The organism is Streptomyces achromogenes subsp. achromogenes (assembly GCF_000720835.1).
Taxonomy (GTDB): domain Bacteria; phylum Actinomycetota; class Actinomycetes; order Streptomycetales; family Streptomycetaceae; genus Streptomyces; species Streptomyces achromogenes.
In genome coordinates this window covers 170056-194984 of the sequence record NZ_JODT01000004.1, presented here as the reverse complement: position 1 = coordinate 194984, position 24929 = coordinate 170056, and the positions used below count along the sequence as shown (strand labels likewise).

At 72.1% G+C, this 24929-nt stretch carries 23 protein-coding genes; 15 read left to right on the top strand and 8 right to left on the bottom strand.

The window, feature by feature from the left end; all coding sequences use genetic code 11:
• The first annotated feature begins 82 nt into the window (after nt 1-82).
• The 4 genes from IH25_RS0105860 to IH25_RS0105845 all read left to right on the top strand — a co-directional run bounded on the left by IH25_RS0105860 (nt 83) and on the right by IH25_RS0105845 (nt 4932).
• Nucleotides 83-1885, top strand: coding sequence for an ABC transporter transmembrane domain-containing protein (locus IH25_RS0105860; RefSeq protein ID WP_030604072.1), 1803 nt, complete (start codon nt 83-85; stop codon nt 1883-1885).
• Nucleotides 1882-3663 carry an ABC transporter ATP-binding protein gene (locus IH25_RS0105855; RefSeq protein ID WP_030604068.1) on the top strand — a complete coding sequence of 594 codons (1782 nt, stop codon included), beginning with the start codon at nt 1882-1884 and terminating at the stop codon, nt 3661-3663. The genes IH25_RS0105860 and IH25_RS0105855 overlap by 4 nt, the downstream gene beginning before the upstream one ends.
• Before the next feature lie 483 nt (nt 3664-4146).
• The gene (locus tag IH25_RS0105850; protein WP_030604063.1) at nt 4147-4617 is read left to right on the top strand and encodes a DUF5709 domain-containing protein; all 471 of its coding nucleotides are present in this window, start codon (nt 4147-4149) and stop codon (nt 4615-4617) included.
• Between the two features lie 51 nt (nt 4618-4668).
• The gene (locus IH25_RS0105845) at nt 4669-4932 is read left to right on the top strand and encodes a type B 50S ribosomal protein L31 (RefSeq protein WP_030604060.1); all 264 of its coding nucleotides are present in this window, start codon (nt 4669-4671) and stop codon (nt 4930-4932) included.
• Nucleotides 4933-5096: 164 nt separating this feature from the next.
• Here IH25_RS0105845 and IH25_RS0105840 read toward each other — a convergent pair whose 3' ends face one another.
• Nucleotides 5097-5891, bottom strand: a complete 795-nt coding sequence (locus IH25_RS0105840) for a metal-dependent hydrolase (RefSeq protein ID WP_030604057.1) — start codon at nt 5889-5891, stop codon at nt 5097-5099.
• Between the two features lie 145 nt (nt 5892-6036).
• Between IH25_RS0105840 and IH25_RS0105835 the strand changes: the two genes are divergently transcribed.
• Entirely contained in the window at nt 6037-8550 is a 2514-nt protein-coding gene (locus IH25_RS0105835; protein ID WP_030604055.1) for a DEAD/DEAH box helicase, read from the top strand.
• Between the two features lie 40 nt (nt 8551-8590).
• Complete coding sequence (locus IH25_RS0105830; RefSeq protein WP_030604052.1) at nt 8591-9457, top strand: acyl-CoA thioesterase; 867 nt, start codon at nt 8591-8593, stop codon at nt 9455-9457.
• Between the two features lie 31 nt (nt 9458-9488).
• Here IH25_RS0105830 and IH25_RS43180 read toward each other — a convergent pair whose 3' ends face one another.
• Together IH25_RS43180 and IH25_RS0105820 are read right to left on the bottom strand one after the other, a co-directional pair.
• Nucleotides 9489-10721, bottom strand: a complete 1233-nt coding sequence (locus IH25_RS43180) for a DUF6397 family protein (RefSeq protein ID WP_394298415.1) — start codon at nt 10719-10721, stop codon at nt 9489-9491.
• A gap of 128 nt (nt 10722-10849) precedes the next feature.
• The gene (locus tag IH25_RS0105820; RefSeq protein WP_030604047.1) at nt 10850-11263 is read right to left on the bottom strand and encodes a roadblock/LC7 domain-containing protein; all 414 of its coding nucleotides are present in this window, start codon (nt 11261-11263) and stop codon (nt 10850-10852) included.
• A gap of 91 nt (nt 11264-11354) precedes the next feature.
• Here IH25_RS0105820 and IH25_RS0105815 point away from each other — a divergent pair, with 91 nt between their 5' ends.
• Together IH25_RS0105815 and IH25_RS0105810 are read left to right on the top strand one after the other, a co-directional pair.
• On the top strand, nt 11355-11783 hold the full coding sequence (locus IH25_RS0105815; protein WP_030604041.1) for a PPOX class F420-dependent oxidoreductase: 429 nt from the start codon (nt 11355-11357) through the stop codon (nt 11781-11783).
• A gap of 83 nt (nt 11784-11866) precedes the next feature.
• The gene (locus tag IH25_RS0105810) at nt 11867-12466 is read left to right on the top strand and encodes a class I SAM-dependent methyltransferase (RefSeq protein WP_030604039.1); all 600 of its coding nucleotides are present in this window, start codon (nt 11867-11869) and stop codon (nt 12464-12466) included.
• A 13-nt stretch (nt 12467-12479) separates the two neighbouring features.
• Here IH25_RS0105810 and IH25_RS0105805 read toward each other — a convergent pair whose 3' ends face one another.
• Nucleotides 12480-13235: an alpha/beta fold hydrolase gene (locus tag IH25_RS0105805; protein ID WP_030604034.1), complete on the bottom strand. Its 756-nt coding sequence runs from the start codon at nt 13233-13235 to the stop codon at nt 12480-12482.
• Between the two features lie 105 nt (nt 13236-13340).
• On the opposite strand from IH25_RS0105805, the gene IH25_RS0105800 reads away from it, so the two are divergent.
• On the top strand, nt 13341-13874 hold the full coding sequence (locus IH25_RS0105800; protein WP_030604031.1) for a PadR family transcriptional regulator: 534 nt from the start codon (nt 13341-13343) through the stop codon (nt 13872-13874).
• Here the strand turns inward: IH25_RS0105800 and IH25_RS0105795 are convergent.
• Nucleotides 13851-14756 carry an oxygenase MpaB family protein gene (locus tag IH25_RS0105795; protein WP_030604026.1) on the bottom strand — a complete coding sequence of 302 codons (906 nt, stop codon included), beginning with the start codon at nt 14754-14756 and terminating at the stop codon, nt 13851-13853. The genes IH25_RS0105800 and IH25_RS0105795 overlap by 24 nt on opposite strands.
• A 392-nt stretch (nt 14757-15148) precedes the next feature.
• Here IH25_RS0105795 and IH25_RS0105790 point away from each other — a divergent pair, with 392 nt between their 5' ends.
• Entirely contained in the window at nt 15149-15991 is an 843-nt protein-coding gene (locus IH25_RS0105790; RefSeq protein WP_030604023.1) for a hypothetical protein, read from the top strand.
• A gap of 129 nt (nt 15992-16120) precedes the next feature.
• Here IH25_RS0105790 and IH25_RS41120 read toward each other — a convergent pair whose 3' ends face one another.
• Together IH25_RS41120 and xylA are read right to left on the bottom strand one after the other, a co-directional pair.
• Nucleotides 16121-16258, bottom strand: a complete 138-nt coding sequence (locus IH25_RS41120) for a hypothetical protein (protein WP_157846950.1) — start codon at nt 16256-16258, stop codon at nt 16121-16123.
• A 167-nt stretch (nt 16259-16425) separates the two neighbouring features.
• The gene (gene xylA / locus IH25_RS0105785; protein WP_030604019.1) at nt 16426-17592 is read right to left on the bottom strand and encodes a xylose isomerase; all 1167 of its coding nucleotides are present in this window, start codon (nt 17590-17592) and stop codon (nt 16426-16428) included.
• 155 nt (nt 17593-17747) lie between these two features.
• Here xylA and xylB point away from each other — a divergent pair, with 155 nt between their 5' ends.
• The 5 genes from xylB (at nt 17748) to IH25_RS0105760 (ending at nt 24164) form a co-directional block, all read left to right on the top strand.
• Nucleotides 17748-19193, top strand: a complete 1446-nt coding sequence (xylB, locus tag IH25_RS0105780) for a xylulokinase (RefSeq protein ID WP_030604016.1) — start codon at nt 17748-17750, stop codon at nt 19191-19193.
• A gap of 50 nt (nt 19194-19243) precedes the next feature.
• Nucleotides 19244-20452 carry an ROK family transcriptional regulator gene (locus tag IH25_RS0105775; protein WP_030604013.1) on the top strand — a complete coding sequence of 403 codons (1209 nt, stop codon included), beginning with the start codon at nt 19244-19246 and terminating at the stop codon, nt 20450-20452.
• Nucleotides 20453-20861: 409 nt separating this feature from the next.
• Entirely contained in the window at nt 20862-22364 is a 1503-nt protein-coding gene (locus IH25_RS0105770; protein WP_030604010.1) for an APC family permease, read from the top strand.
• Nucleotides 22365-22421: 57 nt separating this feature from the next.
• The gene (locus IH25_RS0105765) at nt 22422-23435 is read left to right on the top strand and encodes an acetamidase/formamidase family protein (protein WP_030604007.1); all 1014 of its coding nucleotides are present in this window, start codon (nt 22422-22424) and stop codon (nt 23433-23435) included.
• 129 nt (nt 23436-23564) lie between these two features.
• Nucleotides 23565-24164, top strand: coding sequence for an N-acetylmuramoyl-L-alanine amidase (locus IH25_RS0105760; RefSeq protein WP_030604003.1), 600 nt, complete (start codon nt 23565-23567; stop codon nt 24162-24164).
• A gap of 98 nt (nt 24165-24262) precedes the next feature.
• On the opposite strand, the gene IH25_RS0105755 is transcribed toward IH25_RS0105760, so the two are convergent.
• Nucleotides 24263-24844 (bottom strand): EF-Tu/IF-2/RF-3 family GTPase, encoded by a 582-nt coding sequence (locus tag IH25_RS0105755; protein ID WP_245172708.1) that lies wholly within the window; start codon nt 24842-24844, stop codon nt 24263-24265.
• Between the last annotated feature and the right edge of the window lie 85 nt (nt 24845-24929).

The following is a 24929-nucleotide window of genomic DNA, read 5'->3' as shown; positions in this document are numbered from 1 at the left end:
TGACGTCAACCTTTCACGGCTTGCTGCCGCGCACCGCGGCGTTCCGCTCCTGCCCTGCCCTGACACGAGCCGCTGGGACGTCATGCAGATCCAAGACCTTCCGTATCCCGATCCGGGCGTGCCCGACGCACGCTCGGGTCCCCGATTCCTGTGGTGGCTCTGGCGCAACCAGCTGGGCGGACAGCTGAAGTCGCTCGCCTGGGGCCTGCTTCATTTCGTCTCCGTCTCCGCCCTGCCCTTCTGCGTCGGTCTCGGCGTGCAGGCGGCCGTCGACCGCTCCGGCACCCGACTCGCCCTGACGGGGGCTCTGATGCTGCTGTGCGGCACGGGGCTCGCCGTCGGCGACACCATGCTGCACCGCGCCGCCGTCACCAACTGGATCACCGCCGCCGCCCGCGTCCAGCAGCTGCTGGCACGCAAGGCCGCCCACCTGGGGTCCGCCCTGACCCGGCGGGTGGCCGCCGGTGAGGTGGTGGCCGTGTCCACGGGTGATGTGGAGAAGATCGGCTGGTTCGTCGAGGCCCTCTCCCGCTTCACCGCCGCCGCCGTGACGGTGGTGATCGTCGCCGTCGGCCTGGTCGTGTACCAGCCCGCGCTCGGCGTGGTGGTCGCCGTGGGCCTGCCCGTCGTGGCGCTCGCGGTGCTGCCACTGCTGCCCCGGGCGACCCGCCGCGCCGACGTCCAGCGCGAGAAGGCGGGCCGGGCCACCGAGCTGGCCTCGGACACGGTCGCGGGTCTGCGGGTGCTGCGCGGCATCGGCGGCGAGGAACTCTTCCTGGACCGCTACCGCCGGGCTTCCCAGGAGGTACGGCACGCCGCCGTGCGCAGTGCCCGGATGTGGTCGCTGATCTCCGCCGTCCAGGTGCTGCTGCCCGGACTGCTGCTGATCGCGGTCGTCTGGCGCGGCATCGGTCTGGCCCGCGAGGGCCGGATCGACGTCGGCGAGCTCGTCACCGTCTACAGCGCGGTCATGATCCTCACCTACCCGCTGCGGCACTTCGAGGAGATCGCCATGGCGTACTCCTTCTCCCGCCCGTCGGCCAAGCGGGCCGCGCGTGTGCTGTCGCTGCAGCGGTCCACGGACACCGACGGCACCCGCGAGGCCGAGGTGCCGGGCGGCGACCTGTACGACCCGGTGACCGGTCTGCTCGCTCCCGCCGGCCGGTTCACCGCCGTGGTGTGCGGTGACCCGGACGCGGCGGGCAGGCTGGCCGAGCGGCTCGGCGGCCACCCCGCGGAGCCGGACCGGTCGGTGCTGCTGGGCGGGGTGCCCCTGGACGACCTGCCCCTCGACAGCGCCCGCACCGCCGTCCTCGTCCAGGACAAGGACCCGGTGCTGCTGTCCGGCACACTGCGCGAACTGCTGGACGTGCCCTCCTCCGGTGCCGTGCCGGCCACGGACGCGCTCACCGCGGCGCAGTGCGAGGACGTGCTGGACGCGCTGGTGCAGGGTTCGCTGGACGCCGACGATCCGATGGACGCCCGGATCACCGAGCGCGGCCGGTCCCTGTCCGGCGGCCAGCGCCAGCGGCTGGCCCTCGCCAGATCGCTGATCACCGATCCGGAGGTGCTGGTGCTGGACGAGCCGACCTCCGCGGTCGACTCGCACACCGAGGCCCGGATCGCGGACGGGCTGCGCCGGCTGCGGTCGGGGCGGACGACCGTGGTGTTCACCTCCTCGCCGCTGCTGCTCGACCGCGCGGACCAGGTCGTCCTGGTGCACGAGGGCCGGGTCGCGGCGGCCGGCCCGCACCGCGAGCTGATCGACGGCGACCCCCGGTACCGGGCCGTGGTCACCCGGGAGACCGACGAGGAACTGGCCGCCGCCGACGGCATGCTGCTGGACGAGCTCCAGGAGCTGGAAGAGATCGAGGAGAGCGCATGATCGGCGTCGCACCGCCGGACTACGACCCGGCGGCCCCGACGACCGCCACCACCCTGCCCGTCGGCGCCGCCACCACCGTGCGCGCCTACGTCACCGAGCTGTTCCGCCGGCACCGCCGGGCCTTCCTGCTGCTCATCGCCGTCAACACGGTGGCCGTGATCGCCTCCATGGCGGGCCCGTACCTGCTCGGCGGGCTGGTCGAGCGGGTGTCGGACGGGTCCCGGGAACTGCGCCTGGAGCTGACCGCCGGGCTGTTCGTGCTGGCGCTCGCCGTGCAGGCCGTGTTCGTCCGTCAGGTACGGCTGCGGGGCGCCATGCTCGGCGAGCGGATGCTGGCCGACCTGCGCGAGGACTTCCTCGTGCGGTCCGTGGGGCTGCCGCCGGGCGTGCTGGAACGGGCGGGCACCGGCGACCTGCTCTCCCGCATCACCACCGACATCGACCGGCTGGCCAACGCCATGCGCGAGGCCGTACCGCAGCTGGCCATCGGTGTCGTGTGGGCCCTACTGCTGCTCGGCGGGCTGGTGGTGACGGCTCCGCCACTGGCCGCCGCCGTGCTGATCGCCGTGCCGGTCCTGGTGATCGGCTGCCGCTGGTACTTCAAGCGGGCGCCGTCGGGTTACCGCTCGGAAGCCGCCGGGTACGCCGCCGTCGCCGCCGCGCTCGCCGAGACCGTGGACGCGGGCCACACCATCGAGGCGCACCGTCTCGGCGCCCGCCGCGTGGCCCTGTCCGAGCAGCGGATTTCGCAGTGGGTCGCGTGGGAGAGGTACACGCTCTGGCTCCGCTCCGTGCTCTTCCCGGTCATCAACACCGTCCACCTCCTCGTACTCGGCTCGGTCCTGATGGTCGGCGGGGTGTTCGTGCTGCGGGGCTGGATAGGAGTGGGCCAGCTGACCACCGGCGCCCTCATCGCGCAGATGCTGGTCGACCCGGTCAACCTGATCCTGCGCTGGTACGACGAGGTGCAGGTCGCCCAGGTGTCGCTGGCCCGCCTGGTCGGTGTCCGGGACATCGAGCCGGACGCCGGGGACCCGGCGCTGGCCCCCGCGGGACGGGTCATGGATGCCGACCGGGTGCGCTTCGGTTACCGGGAGGGCGTCGACGTGCTGCGCGAAGTCTCCCTGCGTGTCGCTCCGGGCGCCCGGGTGGCCCTGGTCGGCCCCTCCGGCGCGGGCAAGTCCACCCTGGGCCGGCTGCTCGCCGGGATCTACGCGCCCCGGGACGGCCGGGTCACCCTGGGCGGCGCGGAGCTGTCCCGGATGCCCGCCGAACGCGTCCGCGCGCATGTCGCCCTGGTCAACCAGGAGCACCATGTCTTCGTGGGTTCCCTGCGCGACAACCTCCTGCTGGCCCGCACGGACGCCACGGACGCCGAGCTGTGGGCGGCCCTCGGCGCGGTCGACGCGGACGGCTGGGCGCGAGCCCTGGACGACGGCCTGGACACCGAGGTCGGCTCCGGCGGTCTCGCGCTGACCCCGGCGCAGGCACAGCAGATCGCGCTGGCCCGGCTGGTGCTCGCCGATCCGCACACGCTGGTCCTGGACGAGGCGACATCGCTGCTCGACCCTCGCGCGGCCCGCCATCTGGAACGCTCCTTGGCACGGGTCCTCGACGGCCGCACCGTGGTGGCCATCGCCCACCGGCTGCACACCGCCCACGACGCCGACGTGATCGCCGTCGTCGAGAACGGCCGGATCAGTGAGCTGGGCAGCCACGAGGAGCTGGTCGCGGCGGAGGGGGCCTACGCGGCACTCTGGCGCTCCTGGCACGGGTGAGGACCGGACGGGACCGCCTGCGGAGGACGGTCCCCTGGGAGAGGCGGCAAAGGCCGGCTGCCTGGGGGGCAGCGTGGAGGCGCCGACCGTGATGGCGGGAGGCGGTCCAGCAGGGTCGTAGGCGCCCGATGCCACGGCTGCGGACGGCGCCCCCGCGCCTCCGCTCCGGAAGGCCGGGCGGCGAAGCGGTCCGCCTGACGCACTCCGAGGTTCCGTGCGAGCGGGGCGGCGGCGGGTCTCCCCGCTTGCCGCGCCACCTGGCCGGGTGGGGCCCGTCCGGACCGGCGGCGTGGCCGCGCGCTCACCCCCGGAGCCGTGCCGTTGCGCGGTGCCGATCCAGGGTGGAAGGCTGGAAAGCGGCAGCGGCTCGGGGCACGCCCGGGGACCAGCCGGTTCACGGCGTATGACTCCCGTGCCGCGCGTGCCGACGGCTCGCCGCCCGCTGGGGCGGCATCCGGCCGTCCTCACCCTCTGGAGGTAGTCGTGGACAACGCCGACGGTTGGGGGGATGACGTCTACCAGCCCGATCCCTCGGAGATCCGGGAGGACTCGGGGGTGCTCGACGTCGAGGACACACTGGACTTCGACGGCGTCGCCGACCCCCTCGACCGCGGCTGGTCCCCTCCCGAGCGACCGTGGGCGGTCGAACACGTCGGTGTGACGGCGGCCGAACGCCAGGCGGGCGAGAGCCTCGACCAGCGGCTCGCCGAAGAGCTGCCCGACCTCTCCGCGCCCGACGGTGACGGCATCGGGGACTGCGAGGGCACCGACGGGGAACCCCTCGACCATGAGGTCGGCAACTTCCGGTCCGGTCGGCTGGTGGCCCCCGACGAGGGCGCGCACGAGGACGACGAGGCCGCACTCGTCGCCACCGACGTCGGCATCGACGGGGCCGCCGCCTCCGCCGAGGAGGCCGCGGTGCACATCGTCGACGAGGACGCCCTCCCCGGCTGAACCGGACAGCCCGGCCGCCTCCGTCCCGACCTCCCGTCCCGAGGAGCCGCCATGCAGCAGGACAAGCACCCCGACTACCACCCCGTGGTCTTCCGCGACCGCGCCGCCGGGTACGCCTTTCTGACGAAGTCCACCGCGCGGAGCGAGCAGACCATCGAGTGGGACGACGGCCACAGCTACCCGGTGATCGACGTGGAGATCTCCTCGGAGAGCCACCCCTTCTACACCGGCAAGGCGCGTACAGTCGACACCGAGGGCCGCATCGCCCGCTTCGAGCGCCGGTACGGCACGGCGGACGCGGGCGAGCCGGGCTGATCCGGCGACCGCCGCGGAATCGCGGGCCACCACCGCGGAACCCGCCCGTGCAGGGACCGGGGCACGAGACACCCGGGAACCTCCGCCTCGCCCTGATGACCTGGCCCGGTCACGGCCTGCCCGATCCGTCTTCGTCCGATCGCGGGCCGGTGCCGTCGGCCCGGTCAGATCACGTTGAGGGCCGCGGCGCAGCCGACCCCGCCGAGCAGCATGAACGCCGGCATCAGCACCTTCAGCTCGATCCAGCTGCCCGCCCGGAACCGCATCGGCTTCGGAGGCCCCACCGGGTACCAGCGCTTGCGGCCCACCGGGATCGGCCACAGGATCGGGCAGCCGGACACGGTCAGCGCGTCCCCGATGTCGTGCACCAGCGCGCCGAGCACGACCGGCAGACCCAGCCACAGGTACTCCTGCCCCGGCGCGGTGAACAGCCAGTCGGAACCATGACCCGGCTTGTCCAGCACTCCGGCCAGGATCCACGCGCTGGTCGCCGCCAGCAGCCAGACCAGGACATCGCTGCTGGAGCCGCGTGCCGCGCGCCACAGCAGACCTTCGATCGCCAGCACCATGTGCACGAAGAGGATCGCCAGCACCCCCCAGCGGCCCCCGGCGATCGCCACGGCGGAGCAGCCCCCGCCGATCAGAACCGCCCACACCCAGGTGTGCGTCAGCGTGCGGTGTCCTCCGGAGCGGCGTGGGTCGCCCTGCTTCCTGGTCGCCTTGTAGACGGTGTACGACAGTTTGTCCACGATCTCGCAGATCCCGCGGGAGACCGGCCCGAAGGCCCGCGAGATGGTGGCCGCCTTGTGGTCGAGGTCCGGGGCGAGCGCGGCGCCGGCGCAGATCAGGGCGCCGCAGAGGAGGACCGGCCAGGGCATGGCATGTCCGGCCGCCGCTGTGGCGGCTCCCACTCCCAGCCAGGCCGCGGCCCCCGACAGTGAGTGTGCTGGTCCCATCATGGCCGCTTCCCGCCCCATTCCTCGTGTCGCGCTGCCCAGTTGACCTGGTGCGCTGACGCCTCGCCGGCCACACAGCGTAGCTTCCATGATCTTGGTACCCGCAGCCGATTCCCCGCTCGGGCGGTAGGCCAGGCAAGATGGGGGCGTGACCCTCATCGATCAGCTGCCGCCGACCGCCGACCCCGACGCCCTGTACGAGGCCTTCGAGTCCTGGGCTCAGGAACGCGGTCTCACCCTCTATCCCCACCAGGAGGAGGCGCTGATCGAGGTGGTCTCCGGGGCGAACGTGATCGTGTCGACACCCACCGGTTCCGGCAAGAGCATGATCGCCGCGGGCGCGCACTTCGCCGCGCTGGCCCGGGACGAGGTCACCTTCTACACGGCACCGATCAAGGCCCTGGTGTCGGAGAAGTTCTTCGAGCTGTGCAAGCTGTTCGGCACCGAGAACGTCGGCATGCTCACCGGCGACGCCTCCGTGAACGCCGACGCACCCGTCATCTGCTGCACCGCCGAGGTGCTGGCGTCGATCGCGCTGCGGGACGGCAAGGACGCGGATGTCGGCCAGGTCGTCATGGACGAGTTCCACTTCTACGCCGAGGGCGACCGCGGCTGGGCCTGGCAGATCCCCTTGCTGGAACTCCCTCAGGCGCAGTTCATCCTGATGTCGGCCACCTTGGGAGATGTGTCCTTCTTCGAAAAGGATCTCACCCGTCGCACCGGCCGCCCCACCTCGGTGGTCCGCTCCGCGACCCGCCCGGTGCCCCTCTCCTACGAGTACAAGCTGACCCCGCTCACCGAGACGCTCACCGACCTGCTGGAGAGCAAGCAGGCCCCGGTGTACATCGTGCACTTCACTCAGGCGCAGGCCGTGGAGCGGGCGCAGGCGCTGATGAGCATCAACATGTGCTCGCGCGAGGAGAAGGACCAGATCGCCGAGCTGATCGGCAATTTCCGCTTCACCACCAAGTTCGGCCGCAACCTCTCCCGTTACGTGCGGCACGGCATCGGCGTGCACCACGCCGGCATGCTGCCCAAGTACCGGCGTCTGGTGGAGAAGCTCGCCCAGGCCGGACTGCTGAAGGTCATCTGCGGCACGGACACGCTCGGCGTGGGCGTCAACGTACCGATCCGCACGGTGCTGTTCACAGCGCTGACCAAGTACGACGGCAGCCGGGTGCGCACCCTGCGGGCCCGTGAGTTCCACCAGATCGCGGGCCGGGCCGGCCGGGCCGGCTTCGACACCGCGGGACTCGTGGTCGCGCAGGCGCCGGAGCACGTCATCGAGAACGAGAAGGCGCTGGCGAAGGCGGGCGACGACCCGAAGAAGCGGCGCAAGGTGGTGCGCAAGAAGGCGCCGGAGGGCTTTGTCGGCTGGACGGAGAACACCTTCCAGAAGCTGATCGAGTCGGATCCGGAGCCGCTGACCTCGCGTTTCCGGGTGACGCACACGATGCTGCTGTCGGTGATCGCCCGTCCGGGCAACGCGTTCGAGGCGATGCGCCATCTCCTGGAGGACAACCACGAGCCGCGGAAGCAGCAGCTGCGGCACATCCGCCGGGCCATCGCGATCTACCGCTCGCTGCTCGACGGCGGAATCGTCGAGAAGCTCGACAAGCCCGATGCCGAGGGCCGCATCGTCCGGCTCACGGTCGACCTCCAGCAGGACTTCGCGCTGAACCAGCCGCTGTCCACGTTCGCGCTGGCGGCGTTCGAACTGCTCGACCCCGAGTCGCCGTCCTACGCCCTCGACATGGTCTCCGTGGTCGAGTCCACCCTGGACGACCCGCGGCAGATCCTCGTCGCCCAGCAGAACAAGGCGCGCGGCGAGGCGGTGGCCGCGATGAAGGCGGACGGGGTCGAGTACGAGGAGCGCATGGAGCGCCTGCAGGACGTCACGTACCCGAAGCCGCTGGAAGAACTGCTCTTCCACGCCTACAACACCTACCGCAAGAGCCACCCGTGGGTCGGCGACCACCCGCTGTCGCCGAAGTCGGTGGTCCGGGACATGTACGAGCGGGCGATGTCCTTCACGGAGCTGGTCTCCTTCTACGAGCTGGCCCGCACCGAGGGCATCGTGCTGCGTTACCTCGCCAGCGCCTACAAGACCCTGGACCACACCATCCCGGACGACCTGAAGTCCGAGGACCTGCAGGACCTGATCGAGTGGCTGGGCGAGATGGTGCGCCAGGTGGACTCCAGTCTGCTGGACGAGTGGGAGCAGCTCGCCAATCCGGAGGTGATGACCGCCGAGGAGGCCCAGGAGAAGGCCGACGAGGTCAAGCCGGTCACGACCAACGCCCGTGCCTTCCGGGTCCTCGTCCGCAACGCCATGTTCCGCCGCGTGGAGCTGGCCGCCCTGGACCAGGTCGAGGAACTGGGCGAGCTGGACGCCGAGTCCGGCTGGGACGCCGACGCCTGGGGCGAGGCGATGGACAAGTACTGGGACGAGTACGACGACCTCGGCACCGGCCCCGACGCCCGTGGCCCCAAGCTCCTCGTCATCAAGGAGGAGCCGGAGCACGGCCTCTGGCGCGTCCGTCAGATCTTCGACGACCCGAACGGTGACCACGACTGGGGCATCAGCGCGGAGGTGGACCTCGCGGCCTCCGATGCCGAGGGGCGTGCGGTCGTCCGTGTCACCGACGTCGGCCAGCTGTGAGCCGTCAACGGCCAGTGGCAAGCCAAGGAGAAACCCATCGATGACGAATCCGGCCGAGAGACTGGTCGACCTGCTCGACCTGGAGCAGATAGAGGTCAACATCTTCCGTGGCCGCAGCCCGCAGGAGTCCCTCCAGCGGGTCTTCGGCGGACAGGTGGCCGGCCAGGCGCTGGTCGCCGCCGGCCGCACCACGGAGGGCGATCGCCCGGTGCATTCACTGCACGCGTACTTCCTGCGCCCCGGCCGGCCTGGCGTGCCGATCGTGTACCAGGTGGAACGGGTCCGCGACGGGCGTTCCTTCACCACGCGCCGGGTCACGGCCGTGCAGCAGGGCCGCACGATCTTCAATCTGACCGCCTCCTTTCACAAGCCTGAGGAAGGACCTTTCGAGCACCAGCTGCCGCCGGCCCGCGAGGTGCCGCACCCCGAGTCGCTGCCGACGGTCTCGGAGGAGATCCGCAAGCATCTGGGCACGCTGCCGGAGCAGTTGGAGCGGATGGCGCGCCGTCAGCCCTTCGACATCCGCTACGTCGACCGGCTGCGCTGGAACGCCGAGGAGATCGAGGGGGCCGAGCCGCGCAGTGCCGTGTGGATGCGCGCGGTGGGGCCGCTCGGCGACGACCCCCTCGTGCACACTTGCGCGCTGACCTACGCCAGTGACATGACCCTCCTGGACGCGGTCCGCATCCCGGTGGAGCCGCTGTGGGGTCCGCGCAACTTCGACTTGGCCTCGCTGGACCACGCCATGTGGTTCCACCGGCCCTTCCGCGCGGACGAGTGGTTCCTCTACGACCAGGAGTCCCCGATCGCCATCGGCGGACGTGGGCTGGCCCGCGGGCGCATCTACGACCTGGAGGGACGCCTGCTCGTATCGGTCGTCCAGGAAGGTCTGTTCCGGGCGCTGTAGCCCTCGCGGCCAGGGCTACGCCACGAGTCGTTCACACCCGCGCGGGCCCTGTGCGCCGTGGGCTTCTGCGCCGGAGCCAGGCCCGCAGGCCACGGGGCGACCGCTGCGGTGCGGGCTGTGCCGGTCCGTGGCCCCGGGGTGCGGTCGGCGCCGGCGGCCGCACCGCCGGCCTGGGGGCGGACATCGGTTCGGGGTGCCGTACCACCGGCTCGCCAGGCCGCGCCGTCGGCCACGTGGGCCGTGCCGTCGGCTTCGCGGTTCGCGCGGCCGGCTCCGGGAGCCGTTGTGTCGGCTCCGTGAATCGTCGTGTCGGCTCCGTGAGTCGGTGCGCCGGCTCCGAGGAGGAGCTTTCCGGTCCAGGGGGCGACGCCGTCGGCTTCGGGAATCTCGTCGTCCCCTCCGCGGGACCCGTCACCGTACGGGCCATCGGCGGGATGGGCCGGGGTGCCCTACGGAGCACCGGTCGGATGGGGCGGGCGGCCGGGCGCGCGACGGGTGAGACGCTGCGGGCCTCTTCGACCAGGCGCGCCAGCTCGCTGCGCAGCCAGCCGATCTCGTCCGCGTCCTGTGCCGTCGTGATCCGCTCGGCGGCGTACGGGGCGGGTGATCCGGGAACGCCGTGCCCGGGCGGCGTGGGCCGGGACCGGTTCAGGTGCGCCCGCTCGTAGGGGTCCTTCACGATGTCCGCGACGTCGGCGGGCGAGAGGAAGGCGGCCACGGCCCCGGCGCGCGCCCAGGGGCCTTCGGCCCGCCGGAGCATGAAGCCCAGATGGCGTCCGCGCCAGTTGCGTGCCCGCAGGTCCACTCCCGCCGCCAGCCGGCCGCGCAGCGTCTCGGGTGTACGTCCCTTGAGCAGGTGCGCGTTCTCCGCTCCGGTCGCGAACTGGCGTAGTTCTTCCGCCAGGTAGAGCCAGACCACGGCTCGGTAGCGGTTGAGGTAGAACGCGACGGGCACGAGCAGGCCCACGCGGGCGAGCCGGGTGAACCTGCCGGCCGGGATTTCCATGAGGGCGGCCCCCTCCGCCGTCCCGACGACCCGCACCCGGTCCAGGAGGGACTCGGGGAAGCCGTCCTGGGCGCGGACGCGCTCGATCTCCGCGCGTTCCACCCGGTGGCCCCCTCCCCCGCCCTCGTCGGGCACGGTCCGGATGCAGCCGAACTGCACGGCGCGGTCGAAATCGCCTCGCTTGAGTCCCAGTTCGCGGGCGGCATCGCTCGGCTTGCAGGTGTCGGGGCTGGTGGGGCGGAAAAGGTCGGCCGACATGGTCGTACTCCCCCGTGGAGTCAGTGGCTCACGCCCTGTGCGTTCGCCGTGCACCCACCGTAGCCGGTTGGCCGCCAGCCCGTTTCCGGGCCTGTGGATAACTCCACGGGGGCGGGAAAACCCGCAGGTCAGGCGCCCGCTTTGCGTGTTCGCTCGGGTTGCCTGGCATCGATGCCGAGGTGTTCGCCGACCCGGTTGACCAGCAGGGTCATCTCGTAGGCGATCTGACCGATGTCGGCCTCCGCCCCGGTGAGCACGCACAGACAGCTGCCGGTGCCGGCCGCGGTCACGAACAGCACGGCATCGTCGTACTCGATCATCGTCTGGCGCACCCTGCCCGCGCCGAAGTGTCGTCCCGAGCCCTTGGCCAGGCTGTGCAGTCCGGACGCCACTGCGGCCAGATGCTCGGCGTCCTCGCGGCGTAGGCCCGTGCTCGCCGCGGTGACCAGCCCGTCGTTCGACAGGACCAGCGAGTGGCGGACGTGGTCCACCCGCTCGGTCAGATCGTCCAGGAGCCAGCCGAGGCCCTGGTTCTGCGCCATGTCCCTCTCCCCGTGTGATGTCTCCCCCTGGCTGGAGGAACTCTCCGCCAGCCTTCCCCACGACCGGCGTGCGGGCAAGCAGGATGGGCGCATGGCAGAGAAGATGACCGATGAGGAATGGCGGGCGTTCGTCTCGGACGGCACCCGTACCGGCAAACTGTCCACCGTTCGCGGCGACGGGAGCCCCCATGTGGCCCCGGTCTGGTTTCTCCTCGACGGAGACGACCTGGTGCTCACCACCGGCAAGGACACCGTGAAGGGGCGCAATCTGATCCGTGACGGCCGGGTCGCCCTGTGCGTGGACGACGAGCGTCCGCCGTTCCACTTCGTGGTGCTGAACGGCGAGGCCGAGGTGTCGGAGGATCTGGCCGAACTCCGTCACTGGGCCACCCGGATCGCGGCCCGGTACGTGGGCGAGGACAACGCCGAGGAGTACGGCGACCGCAATGGCGTACCCGGCGAACTCCTCGTGCGGGTCAGCATCGACAATGTGGTGGCGGTACGAGACCTGGCGGCCTGAGCCGCGAGAACGCGCGTGTGCGGTCCTGGCGGTGACCGGCGGCGCCGGCGAAGGCCGGGTGGCGGTGCGGAATCATGCGGGGCATGAGCGACGACCACACACATGTCCAGGAATTCTTCACCGCCCGGGCCGACGACTGGGACAGCCGGTTCCCGGATGACGGCCCTGCCTACGCGGCAGCCGTCGCCGACCTCGGATTGCGCGAGGGGGACCGCGTGCTGGACGCGGGCTGCGGCACGGGGCGGGCCCTGCCGCCACTGCGGGCCGCCGTCGGCCCCACCGGCGTGGTGCTCGGGGCCGATCTGACCCCGGCGATGCTCCAGGCCGCCGTACGGGCGGGCCGGCACCGCGCGGGACGGCTGCTGCTCGCTGACGTCGCCGCGTTGCCGCTGCGTTCGGGCTGCCTGGACGCCGTGTTCGCGGCCGGCCTGATCGCCCACCTGTCGCATCCGGTGGAGAACCTGCGGGAACTGGCCCGCGGGGTGCGGCGGGGAGGCGTGCTCGGGCTCTTCCATCCCCTCGGCCGTGCCGCCCTGGCCGCACGGCAAGGCCGTCGGATCACGCCCGACGACCTGCGGGCCGAGGCCAATCTCCGGCCGCTGCTGGCTCGTTCGGGCTGGCGCCTGACGTCGTACGTGGACGAGGACGCCCGTTTCCTCGCGCTCGCGGTGCGCGAGGACTGACCGACGCGCCGGATCAGGCCGTGCCGGCGACGGCTGCCGCGAAGGCGCCGGGGTTGTCGAACATGACGTTGTGCCCGGCGCCGGGCACCGTCATCACGCGGACTCCGGCGGCTTCCAGCCGCTCGCGGCCCGCGAGTTCCCCGGCGGCTTCGCCCTGGAGGAAGGTCCGGTCGACGGACAGTCCCTCCAGGAGCGTACGCATCACGGGGGTGGAGCCCCGGTACAGGCCGACGGCGCTGCGGTGCAGGGCTCGCGGATCGGTCAGCCGCATGGTGGCCGCCCACAGCGGGCCGACCGTGTCCAGCATGCGCGCGTAGGCCTTCTCCACGAACTCCTCCTCTTCGTAGGCGGCGATAGCGCTGCTGGCGGCGGTCGACGGCGGACAGGCGTCCAGGTTGGCCTCGGTCAGCACCAGCCGGGAGACGAGGTCGGGCCGCCGGTGGGCAAGGACGATGGCCACGGCACCGCCCATGCTGTGCCCGATCAGTTCGGCGCTCGTGACCCCGGCCGTGTCCAGCGCGACCGCGACGGCGTGGGCGTGATCGTCCAGGGTGTAGCCGAAGTCCTGGGGCCGGTCGCTCGTGCCGTGCCCGGGCAGGTCCACGAACAGGCTCCGTCTGCCCGCCAGTTCGGGGCGGGCGGCGATGTGGGCGTGGTACACGGCGGACATGGATCCGAGTCCGTGCACATACACCCGGGCGGGCTCCGCCCCGGGCACCTCGGTCCACCGGATGTGGCTGCCCCTGCTGTCGAACACGGCCTGCCGCATGTGCCCCTCCCTGTTCTGTGACGACGCCACACAATACCTCGGCAACGATGTATAGCGTCAAGGCGGTAGTGGAACGGCGATGTACCACTGCGCGAGAATGCGGGCATGCTCGAACTCGCCATCCTGGGATTCCTGTACGACGCGCCGTTGCACGGGTATGTCCTGCGCCGTCATATCGCCGCGCTCACCGGGCATGTGCGCCCGGTCGCGGAGAGCACGTTGTACCCGGCGATCAAGCGGCTGGAGAAGGCGGGCCTGCTGGTACGGGCCACCGAGCCCGGCGCCGTCGCCGCGCCGCGCCATGTGCTGACGCTGACCGATGCGGGCGGGCGGGAGCTGATGCGCCGGCTCGCCGAGCCGGCGCAGCGCGAGATCACCGACGAGAACCACTGGTTCACGCTGCTGGCGTTCCTGCGGCACTTGGCGGACCCGGCCGCGCAGGCGGCCGTACTGCGACGCCGGCTGGCCTTCCTGGAGGAGCCGGCGAGCTTCTTCTACGACGGCGACCGGCCGCTGAGCGCCGAGGAACTGGACGACCCCTTCCGGCGGGGCGTCCTCACCATCGCGCGTGCCACGAGCCGGGCGGAACTGGCCTGGCTGCGGGACACGCTCGCGTCACTCGACGGGGTCGGCCGCTGAGGCGTCCCGGTGCCGCACCGGACAGCCGCGCAGCCCGGGCACCGGGCGGGTACCCAGGTCCGCCACGCGGTAGCCGTCGGGGTAGCCCTTGATCTCCCGGTTCTGACGCGCGAAGTGCGGGGAGCGGCGCGACGGCAGGAGCCGGACCAGCCGGCCGCGCGTCCGTACGGCCCGGCGCACCAGCGCGGTGGCCGCCGCACCGGGTTTCGGATAGCGGAAGGCGCGCAGCAGCGGCTCGTCGAGCAGGGCGAGTGTCACCGTGCGCAGCAGCGGGGCCAGAGGGCGGGGATACCAGGAGGCCATCAGGCCGAGCGTGGCGTCGGAGACCCGCCGGGCCTCCTCGTCCCAGCCGAAGTGGGCCTCTTCGTAGGAGTCGAGAAGGGCTTCGAACTCCTCGTAGGTGCGGGGGATGTCCGGGATGCCCATGTGGCGGCCGAGGGTGCGGTAGTACTCGGTGGTGGCGATGATCTCGTGGCGGGACAGCCGCCGCCAGCCGTAGGTGTCGATCCAGCGCCTGGGCACCACCACGAAGGTGCTCAGCACATACCGCATGTCGTCGTCGCTGATGTCGTAGCTGCGGTGCATCTGGTTGATGCGGCGGATCGCCGTACGCCCCTGCTCCGCGGCGAAGCCGTGCTCCAGGACGGCGTCCAGCAGGAGCGCCGTGTCGTCGTACCGCTTCTGTGTGCGCTCGGTCAGTTCCGCCGTCCGCGCGAGCAGCCGGCCGATGCTCGGTACCGCGTAGGTGCGGTACAGGGCCAGTTCCAGGGCGCGCGTGTAATCCCAGGGGAACTCCAACGACACGCTGATCCGGTAGATCTCCAGCGCGTCCGCCACCGGGTCCAGCCGACGGATCCGCTCCAGTTGTCCGAACCGCTTCACCGCGTCGCCCCCTCCAGCCGTCGAAGCTCCAACTCTACGTCGCGGGGCAGCAGATGAGCGATCAGCACTGACTGGTCCGGGGAGAGCGCGGTCCGGGCGTCCGGCGCGATCCGCAGGCCTCCCGGCAGGTTCTGTGCGCCCGTGCAGGGGGGCCGGTCGGCCTGTCGGGCGGTCGTAGCGCCGGCCAGGAAGCGTGACGAGTCTCCTGGCGCGGTAGCCCGCGATGTCCTCGGTCCGCCCGTGGACCGAGCGGAATTCCCGTCTCCCGACGTGGTCGTTTCGCCCCTTTCCAGGCGGAAACCTGCAGCTCCGCGTGGTGCCCGAAGCCGTGACAACCGGCTTGCGCTCGCACTAGGGTGCGCGCCGACGGACCAACCACTGGGGAGGCAGGGATGGCCGGAACGGACGAGAGGGCCGTCGCCGCCGCGGACGATGCGCTGTACGTGCTGACGGCGGTCCTGCTGACGCCGGCACAGTTCCCGAGCGTGCTGGGCGACGACTACCCGGCGGCGTGCGCGGTGCTGGGTCTGCCGCCGCTCGCCGACGGGTACGGCCTGGTGCTGGGCCAGGACGGGGACGGCGCTCGCTGGACGGTCGTCATCGACGACGTCGCGCTGGTCGCCGTGGCGATCGCGTCCTGGGACTGCGGCATGGAGTACGAGCTGTCGCCGGACGAAGGCGCGGTCGTGACCGCTCTGCCGGGGTGGCCCCTGGCCGTCGCCGTCGCCGCGCCCGGGGTGCCCGCGCCGCACGATCCCCCCGCCGAGACGGCGGGCCGGCCCGCGCTGAGCCCGCCGGACACCGGCTCCTGGGGGCCGGCCCAGCGCCGTCTGGGCGCGGACGAGATCGCGCTGCAATGGTCCGCATGGCGGGAGCAGATCGCCGACGCCGACTTCCGCGCGCCCGGCGGGCCGGCGAAGGACGCGCCGCCCGCCCAGGGCGGCGAGGAGGGCCCCGCGCGCGGCGGCCACGCGGGGGTCCGCCGGGTGCTCGCGGAGGCGCGCGCCTACGTCGACTCCCCGCCGCCGCTCGGCCGGGTGCGCTCGTCGTTCGCCCCGGGTGACGCCCGTACGCTGCGCGCCGACGGCCCGGGCTGGTCGCTGGTCGCCCGCACCGACGACATCGCGTTCGTCCTGCTCGACGACGAGCCGGGCGAGGTGCATCCGGTGGGCCGGGGTCCCGAACTGCCGGGCCTGCTGGAAGCCCTCGACAAGATGGCCGTACGTCCGCTGTGAGGCTCGGCGGCCGTACGGCACCTCTCGGTCCCGGGAGTACCCGCCCCCGTACGACGGCGCGGCCGCTCGAGGGTCCGGCCGGCCGCCAAGGACGCCTCGCCCGCCGGCCGCCTGCCGCACGCCGGCGCCTCAGCGGCCGATTCCCTTGCGGGCGCCTCGGCGAACCCTGCGCCGCTGCGAAGGGTCCAGGGCCAGGCAGGCGACGACCGGCACTCCGGCCACGATCAGGAACGCCACCCACCAGGGCAGCCCTATCAGCAGGATCACTCCGACCGCCACACCCCCTGCGGCGATCTTCGAAGACCACGGTGGTGTACGTCCGTCTGCCCGAGAAGCCGTGACGGACGCGGGCCGTCCCCGTCACGGCGGGCGGCCCGCGTCGTTCGGCGACCGCCCCTGCGGCAGGGGCGGTCGCCGGTACGCGCGCGTGGGCGTCAGCCCCGCGCCCCCAGCAGGTGGTCCATCGCCAGCTGGTCGAGCCGTTCGAAGGCCATGCCGCGCGCGGCGGCCGCGTCCACGTCGAAGTCCTCGAAGGCCGTGCGGTCGGCCAGCAGCTCCTGGACGCCGTCGGCCGCGGTCGGCTGGGCCAGCTCGTCCAGCCGCGACGCGCGCAGCGCCTCCTGCACCTCCGGGTCGGCGCGGAAGGCGGCCGCGCGCTCCTTGAGAATGAGGTAGTTGCGCATGCAGCCCGCGGCCGACGCCCACACGCCGTCGATGTCCTCGGTCCGCGGCGGCTTGAAGTCGAAGTGGCGCGGTCCTTCGTAACCGGCGCTCTCCAGGAGGTCGACCAGCCAGAAGGCGGCCCGCAGGTCACCGGCCCCGAACCGCAGGTCCTGGTCGTACTTGATGCCGGACTGGCCGTTGAGGTCGATGTGGAAGAGCTTGCCCGCCCACAGGGCCTGCGCGATGCCATGCGGGAAGTTCAGTCCGGCCATCTGCTCGTGGCCGACCTCCGGGTTCACGCCGTACAGCTCGGGCCGCTCCAGGCGCTCGATGAAGGCCAGCGCGTGGCCGACGGTGGGCAGCAGGATGTCGCCCCGGGGCTCGTTCGGCTTGGGCTCGATCGCGAAGCGGATGTCGTAGCCCTGCGAGGTGACGTACTCGCCCAGCAGGTCGAAGGCCTCCTTCATGCGGTCCAGGGCGGCACGGACGTCCTTGGCGCCCCCGGACTCGGCGCCCTCGCGACCGCCCCAGGCGACGTACGTCTTCGCGCCCAGCTCGACCGCCAGGTCGATGTTGCGGATGGTCTTGCGGAGGGCGTAGCGGCGCACGTCACGGTCGTTGGCGGTGAACGCGCCGTCCTTGAAGACGGGGTGCGTGAAGAGGTTCGTGGTGGCCATCGGGACGGTCATGCCGGTGGCGTCCAGGGCCTGCCGGAACCGCTTGATGTGCGACTCCCGCTCGGTGTCCGAAGAGCCGAAGGGGATCAGGTCGTCGTCATGGAAGGTCACTCCGTGGGCACCGAGTTCCGCCAGACGCTGCACCGTCTCGACCGGGTCGAGGGCGGGGCGGGTGGCGTCGCCGAACGGGTCCCTTCCCTGCCAGCCGACGGTCCACAGGCCGAAGGTGAACCTGTCCTCGGGGGTGGGCTGGTAGCTCATGGCGCGGCTCCTTGCTGCGTACGAGTATTTCGTCATGGCCGTTTACAAATTAGTATGCGCACACACCGCTGGGAAGAGACAACATGTCTTTCACCCACCAGATGTCTTCGTCACACAGCGCAGATGCCGCGGAGCCGCGGAAGAGGGAGAGTCCGATGTCAGCAGCCGAGGGTCCGCTCGTCGTCGGAGTGGACACGTCCACCCAGTCCACGAAGGCGCTGGTCGTCGACGCGGCGACCGGGCGGATCGTGGCCAGTGGCCAGGCGCCGCACACCGTGACCAACGGGGCGGGCCGGGAGAGTGACCCGCGCCAGTGGTGGGACGCGCTGTGCACGGCGCTGCGCCAGTGCGGTGAGGCGGCGCACGAGGCGGCGGCGGTGTCGATCGGCGGTCAGCAGCACGGCCTGGTCACCCTGGACGAACACGGTGAGCCGGTGCGTCCGGCGCTGCTGTGGAACGACGTCCGCTCCGCTCCGCAGGCCCGCCGGCTCGTCGAGGAACTGGGCGGTCCGAAGGCCTGGGCGGAGCGCACCGGCAGTGTGCCCGGCGCGTCCTTCACGGCCACCAAGTGGGCCTGGCTCGCCGAGCACGAGCCGGAGGCGGCCCGCGCGACCAAGGCGGTCCGGCTCCCCCACGACTACCTCACCGAGCGCCTGACCGGGCAGGGCACGACCGACCGGGGCGACGCCTCCGGCACCGGCTGGTGGGCGTCCGGCACCGAGGCGTACGACGAGGAGACGCTGGCGCACATCGGCCTGGACCCGGCGCTGCTGCCCCGGGTGGCGCGGCCGGGCGAGGTGGTCGGCACGGTGCGCGACAGCCATGACCTGCCCTTCTCCAAGGGCACGCTGGTGGCCCCGGGCACCGGCGACAACGCCGCGGCGGCGCTGGGCCTCGGCCTGCGGCCCGGCACGCCGGTGCTGAGCCTCGGCACCTCCGGCACGGTCTACACCGTCTCCGCGCGCCGCCCCACCGACCCGACCGGCACGGTGGCGGGCTTCGCCGACGCGCGCGGGGACTGGCTGCCGCTCGCCTGCACCCTGAACTGCACCCTGGCGGTGGACCGGGTCGCGGCCCTGCTGGGCCTGGACCGGGAGGCCGTCGAGCCCGGCGGTTCGGTGACCCTGCTGCCGTACCTGGACGGCGAGCGCACCCCCAACCTGCCCCACGCCTCCGGACTGCTGCACGGGCTGCGCCACGACACCACCGCGGGTCAGCTGTTGCAGGCCGCCTACGACGGCGCGGTGCACGCGCTGCTGGGAGCCCTCGATCTCGTCCTGGACGCGGACGCCGACCGTGACACCCCGCTGCTCCTGATCGGCGGCGGGGCCCGGGGCACGGCCTGGCAGCAGACCGTGCGCCGGCTCTCCGGGCGCCCTGTCCAGGTCCCGCAGGCCAGGGAACTCGTGGCGCTCGGCGCGGCGGCGCAGGCGGCCGGCCTGCTGACCGGCGAGGATCCCGCGGCCGTGGCCCGCCGCTGGAACACGGCCGCGGGACCGGTGCTGGAGGCCGTGGAGCGGGACCGGTCGACGCTGGAGAGGATCACCGGGGTACTCTCCGACGCGGCCCCGCTGCTGGAACGGCGGCCCGAAACCGACTGACCAGGCCGTCCGCCCCCGCCGGGCGGCAGACACCGAGGATTGACGCAGGCATGACCGCACCGCTGCACGAGGCGCGCCCGCCGGGCACCGGGCGCGCTCTGCCGGACACCCAGCAGGGCATGCGCCGGCGCAATCTCGCCCGGGTGATGCACGCCGTCAGCGCGGAAGGGTCGCTGTCGCGGGCGGCGGTCGCCTCGCGGATCGGTCTGACGCGGGCGGCGGTGTCGACGCTGGTGGACGAGCTGATCCGGTGGGGACTGCTGGAGGAACTGGGTCCCGAACGGCCCGGCCGGGTGGGCCGGCCCGGGTCGGCGCTCGCGGTGAGCGGCCGGGGTCCGGCCGGGATCGGGGCCGAGATCGGCGTCGACCACCTCGCGGTGTGCGCGGTCGACCTGCGCGGCGAGGTGCGCGCGCGGGCGGTGCGGCGCGGCGGCAACCGGGGCCGGGCGGCCGAGCCGGTGATCGAGGAGCTGACGGCGCTGATCCATCGGGTGGTCGCCGAAGCCGAGCAGGCGGAACTGTGGCCCGCCGGACTCGCGGTCGCGGTGCCCGGACTGGTGGCCAGGGACGGACGCACGGTCGTACGGGCGCCGAACCTCGACTGGCACGACACCGACCTCGGCGCCCTGCTGCCCGGCGGCTGGCCGCTGTCCGTGGACAACGAGGCCAACTTCGGCGCCCTGGCCGAGCTGTGGCTCGGTGCCGGTACGCCCGGTGACTTCCTGCATGTGTCGGCCGAGATCGGTATCGGTGCCGCGGTGGTCGTGGACGGGCGGCTGCTGCGCGGCAAGCGGGGATTCGCGGGCGAGCTGGGCCATGTGCCGGTACGGCCCGACGGTCCTCCCTGCCCGTGCGGCGGCCGGGGGTGCCTGGAGCAGTACGCGGGTGAGGAGGCGGTGCGGCGCGCGGCCGGGCTGGAGCCCCGGGAGGATCTGGTGGGCCTGCTCGCGGAGCGCGCCGGGGCCGGTGACGAGGGCGTGCGGGCCGCTCTGCGGGACGCCGGTACGGCCCTCGGTATCGCCCTGACCGGGGCGGTGAACCTGCTCGATCCCGAGACGGTGGTCCTGGGCGGAGCCCTCGCGGGTCTCTCGCCCTGGCTGCTGCCGGCGCTGGAGACGGAGCTGACGGGCCGTACGGCGGGCCCGGCCTGTCCGGTGACGGTGTCCCCGCTGGGGCCACAGGGTCCGCTGCTGGGCGCCGCGCACTCGGTCGTCCGTGCGGTGCTGGACGACCCGGCGGTGGTGGCGGAGCGATCCTGACGCCGCTCGCGGTCCGGTACCGACCACGGTTGCCGAGTGTCGGACCGGGTGTCGTGCGAGGTGGGGGTGCGGCAGCCAGGTGCGCGCTGACGTGAGGAGGCGCGGTGTGCTGCTCGGCGATTGCGCGGGGGCGCGGCCCGCTCGTCAGTGATCCTCGAGAAGGCACGCCGCTGTGGCGAGCCAAGAGCTCGGCCGCTTGGGCCTGTGGCCTCACCCGATCGGGTGGCCGAGTTATCCACAGGCGGCGGGTTGTCCACCGAACGGCCGCGCACCCTTCTGCCCAACCACCGGGCGCCGTACCGTGATTTCACGCGAGGCCGGCCGACGGGTCGTCATATCCGTGCGACGGCCGCCGAGCGCAGACATGCTCAGGTGACGAACGGCAGCCAGGCCACGGATCGGGGGACACATGCACGCGGAGAGGGCCGGCGCGCTGCGGCGTGACGCCATCGGATTGCGCGACGTCCTGTTCCAGAGCGTCACGGCGATGGCGCCGGCCGCCGCGGTGGCCGCGTCGATCCCGGCCGGTGCCGCCTTCGCGGGCGGGAGCCTGCCGCTGTCGGTGCTGATCGCCCTCGTGGCCTGCCTGTTCACCGCCTCGTGCGTGGCCGAGCTGGCCCGGGAACTGCCCGCGGCGGGCTCGGTGGCGACCTACGCGGCGCGAGGGCTGCACCCGGCCGTCGGTTTCCTCGTCGGCTGGGCCTATGTCTTCGTGGAGATGCTGGTGCCACCGCTGCTGCTGTTGCAGCTGGGTTTCACGGTGGCGGGGGCGCTGCACGCGGAGTGGTCCGCGTACCCGGCGGACCTGTGGTGGCCGTGGGCGCTGGCCGGAGCCGTGGTGATCGCCTGCGCCGGTTATCTCGGCGTTCGCGCCTCCGCCCACTTCGGTACCGTCCTCGGCGTCTTCGAGATCCTTGTCCTCCTGGTGTTCGCGGTGCTGCTCATCGGTGGGGCCGGCAGCGCCAACACCCTGTCGGTGTTCGGCACTTCCCACACCGCCGACGGGTACGCGGGGGTCTCCGGGGTGTTCGCCGGGTCCGTGTACACGGTGCTGGCGTTCGCCGGCTTCGAAGCGGCCGCGCCGCTCGCGGAGGAGACCCGCGACCCACGGCGGACGATGCACCGCGCGGTCCTCGGAGCGGCCCTGGGCATCGGGTTGTTCTACGTGATCACGACCTACGCGATGACCGTCTACTTCGGCCCCGACCGCTTCGCGGCGTTCGGCGCCTCGGGCGAGGCGTCCTGGGAGGGCGTCGCCCGGGCCTCGTTCGGTCTCTTCTGGGTGCTGGTGTTCCTCGCGGTGGTCAACTCCACGATCGCGAACGCCAACGCCTGCGCGAACGTCTCCACCCGTACGGCCTTCGCCCTGGCCCGCATCAGGGTCCTGCCCGGCGTACTCGCGGCCCTCCACCCCCGGCACCGCTCCCCCGTGGCCGGCATCGCCGTACAGACCGTCGTGGCGGTCGGCGCGGTGCTGGGCCTCGGTCTCGTCTACGACCCGGTGACCGCGTATCTGCTGCTCGCCACGGTGATCGTCACCGTCGTCGTCGGCGTCTACATCGTCGTGAACCTCTCCTGTGCCGGCTATTTCCTACGCTCCGGCCGGACATCCCTGAGGCCGGTACGACATCTGCTGTTCCCCGCGCTGGGCAGCGCCGCGTTCATCCCGGCCCTGCTGACGGCCGTCGGCCTGCCGGTGTTCGACTTCGTCACGGGACTGACGGCTCCGGTGTCCTACGCCGGTCCGGTCGTCGGCGCCTGGCTCGCCCTGGGTGTGGTGGTGCTGCTCGTGCTGATACGGCGGCACCCCGGCCGGATAGCCGAGACCGCCCGCGTGCACCTCGACGCCTACGACACCGGTGCCGAACGACAGGACGGGGCCGGAGTCCGCCCACCACCGTCACAGCGGTGAACGGCCCTTCCGGGTCGGCCCCACACGATGATCCCTCTGAGAAGGAGCCATGCCGCGATGACCGACCCCCGGATCCTCACCGTGCGCCCGGAACCGGACCAGTACGCCTGGACCTTCGGCGGGGCGCCGCCCATGGCCCGGGTCGCCCCCGGCACGGTTCTCGACCTGTACACGGAGGACTGCTTCGCCGGGCGGGTCCGCTCCGAGAAGGATCTCGTGTCCGAGGTGTGCGAGTTCCCCTACCTCAACCCCCAGACCGGTCCCTTCCACATCGAGGGTGCCGAACCCGGTGACACCGTGGCCGTGCACTTCGTGGCGATCGAACCGGCCCGTGACTGGGCGGCTTCCACGACAGTGCCGCTCTTCGGCGCGCTCACCTCCACGCACACCACGGCCACGCTGCAGCCGCCGCTGCCGGAACGCGTGTGGATCTGGCAGCTGGACCGGGCCCGCCGGACAGCCCTGTTCCAGGCACAGGACAGCGACATCCGGGTGGAGCTGCCCATGGACCCGATGCACGGCACGGTGGGCGTGGCGCCCGCCAATCTGGAGGTCCGCTCGGCCCTGGTGCCCGACGCCCACGGCGGCAACATGGACACACCCGAGATGCGGTCCGGTGTCACCTGCTACTTGGGTGTCAATGTCGAGGGCGCCCTGCTGAGCCTGGGAGACGGGCATGCCCGGCAAGGCGAGGGAGAGACCTGCGGGGTGGCCGTCGAATGCGCGATGAACACGGTGGTGGTCGTGGACCTGCTGAAGGGCGTCACCACACCCTGGCCACGCCTGGAGTCCGACACGCACATCATCTCGACCGGCTCGGCCCGCCCGTTGGAGGACGCGTTCCGGATATCGCAGCTCGACCTGGTGCAGTGGCTGGTGCGCGACTACGGGTTCAGCGAGCTGGATGCGTACCAGTTCGCGACCCAGACGGTCGAATCGCCACTGGCCAATGTGTGCGACACCAACTACACCTGCGTGGCCAAGCTCCGCAAGGAGTGGCTGCCCGCGCGGGAGACCTACCGCGGCGTGCACGCGCGGCTGCGGGAGACCGCGCGGGCCCTGCGCCGCTGAGGTCTCCCGCGCGGCTCGGAACCCTGACCGCCGCCTCCGGAACAGGCTCCTGCGAAACAAGCTCCTCCGGAACGGGCTCCTCCCGAAGGCACATCGAAAGGCTTCCCCGAAAGGCATACCGCCATGGACATGGACCGAGCCACACCCGGACTCAGCCGACGACGGCTGCTGAAAGGCGCGGCACTCGCCGCCGTCCCCTACGCACTGCTGCCCGATCCGCGTGCCGGCGCGCAGTCGCAGTCCGTCGACTACCCGCCCGCCGAGTGGCGGCCGGCGAGCACCGCGAACTACACCGTGTCCAGCCGCCCCGGCGCATACGCCATCGACCGTGTGATCATCCATGTCACACAGGAGACGTACAGCGACGCGCTGGCGATCTTCGCCGATCCGCAGAAGAAGGTGTCCGCCCACTATGTGGTCCGCTCGGCGGACGGGCACATCGCCCAGTGCGTCCGTGAGGCCGACATCGCGTGGCACGCGGGCAATTGGACCTACAACACACGCTCCATCGGCATCGAGCACGAGGGCTGGGTGGACCGACCCGAGTACTTCACCAACGCGCTCTACCAGCAGTCGGCGAGGCTGACGGCGGCGATCTGCGCCAAGTACGGCATCCCCCGGGACAGAGAGCACATCATCGGCCACTATCAGGTGCCCGGCACCGACCACACCGACCCTGGGCCGGACTGGGACTGGGTGCGCTACATCAGAATGGTCAACTTCTCCTGACCGCACCGCGCCGCCGTCTCCATACCGCCGCACCGCCGCCACATCACCGTTCGGGGAGGCCGAGACGACCAATCCGTGGGCTGTCCTGGAGCCGGGGGCTATCCCGCCGAGCATGTCCCCGTGCCCCGGAGCGTCACGACTCCCGAGCCGGCGGCCCGTCCTCGGTGCCGGAAGGCGAAGAACTGGCCGTCCTCCAGAGCGACGGACCGGTCGAGTGTGATCGTCACGTCGCCCCGGTGAAGCGGATACAAGACGTCCGTTTCCTGAGAGAGCGTCACCCGACCCGCGACTACAGCGCCGCGAATGCAGAACTGAAGCCGCTCACCCGTCCGTATCTCGGCAGCGCCGTCCTCCTCGGACAGCAGGGCGATGTCCGCCGCGAAACCGGTGTGCTCACTGATGGAGCCAGGCGCCGCGAGCACCTGCCCTCGCTCAACCGCGCCGGCCGCCACCCCACTCGTCAACAGGTCCACGTTCATGCCCGCACTCGCCTCGTCGATGCACCGACGGCAAGCTTCGATGTCCTTGACCGTGACGACCGCGCCGGCACCGAAGCCGACGATCTCCACCTCGTCGCCCTTGCGAACCCGCCCGCGCTCGATCCGACCCGTCAGCGTGACCACCCTGCCCTGATTCCGGCAGAAGACATCTTCGATACACATCAGGAACGGTCCACCCACCAGGACTTCCCTCCCAACGACCAGCCATCACCGGACTGTAGAGGCCAACGGTGATCACTGACAGGACCGTTCAGCCCTGGTTCCT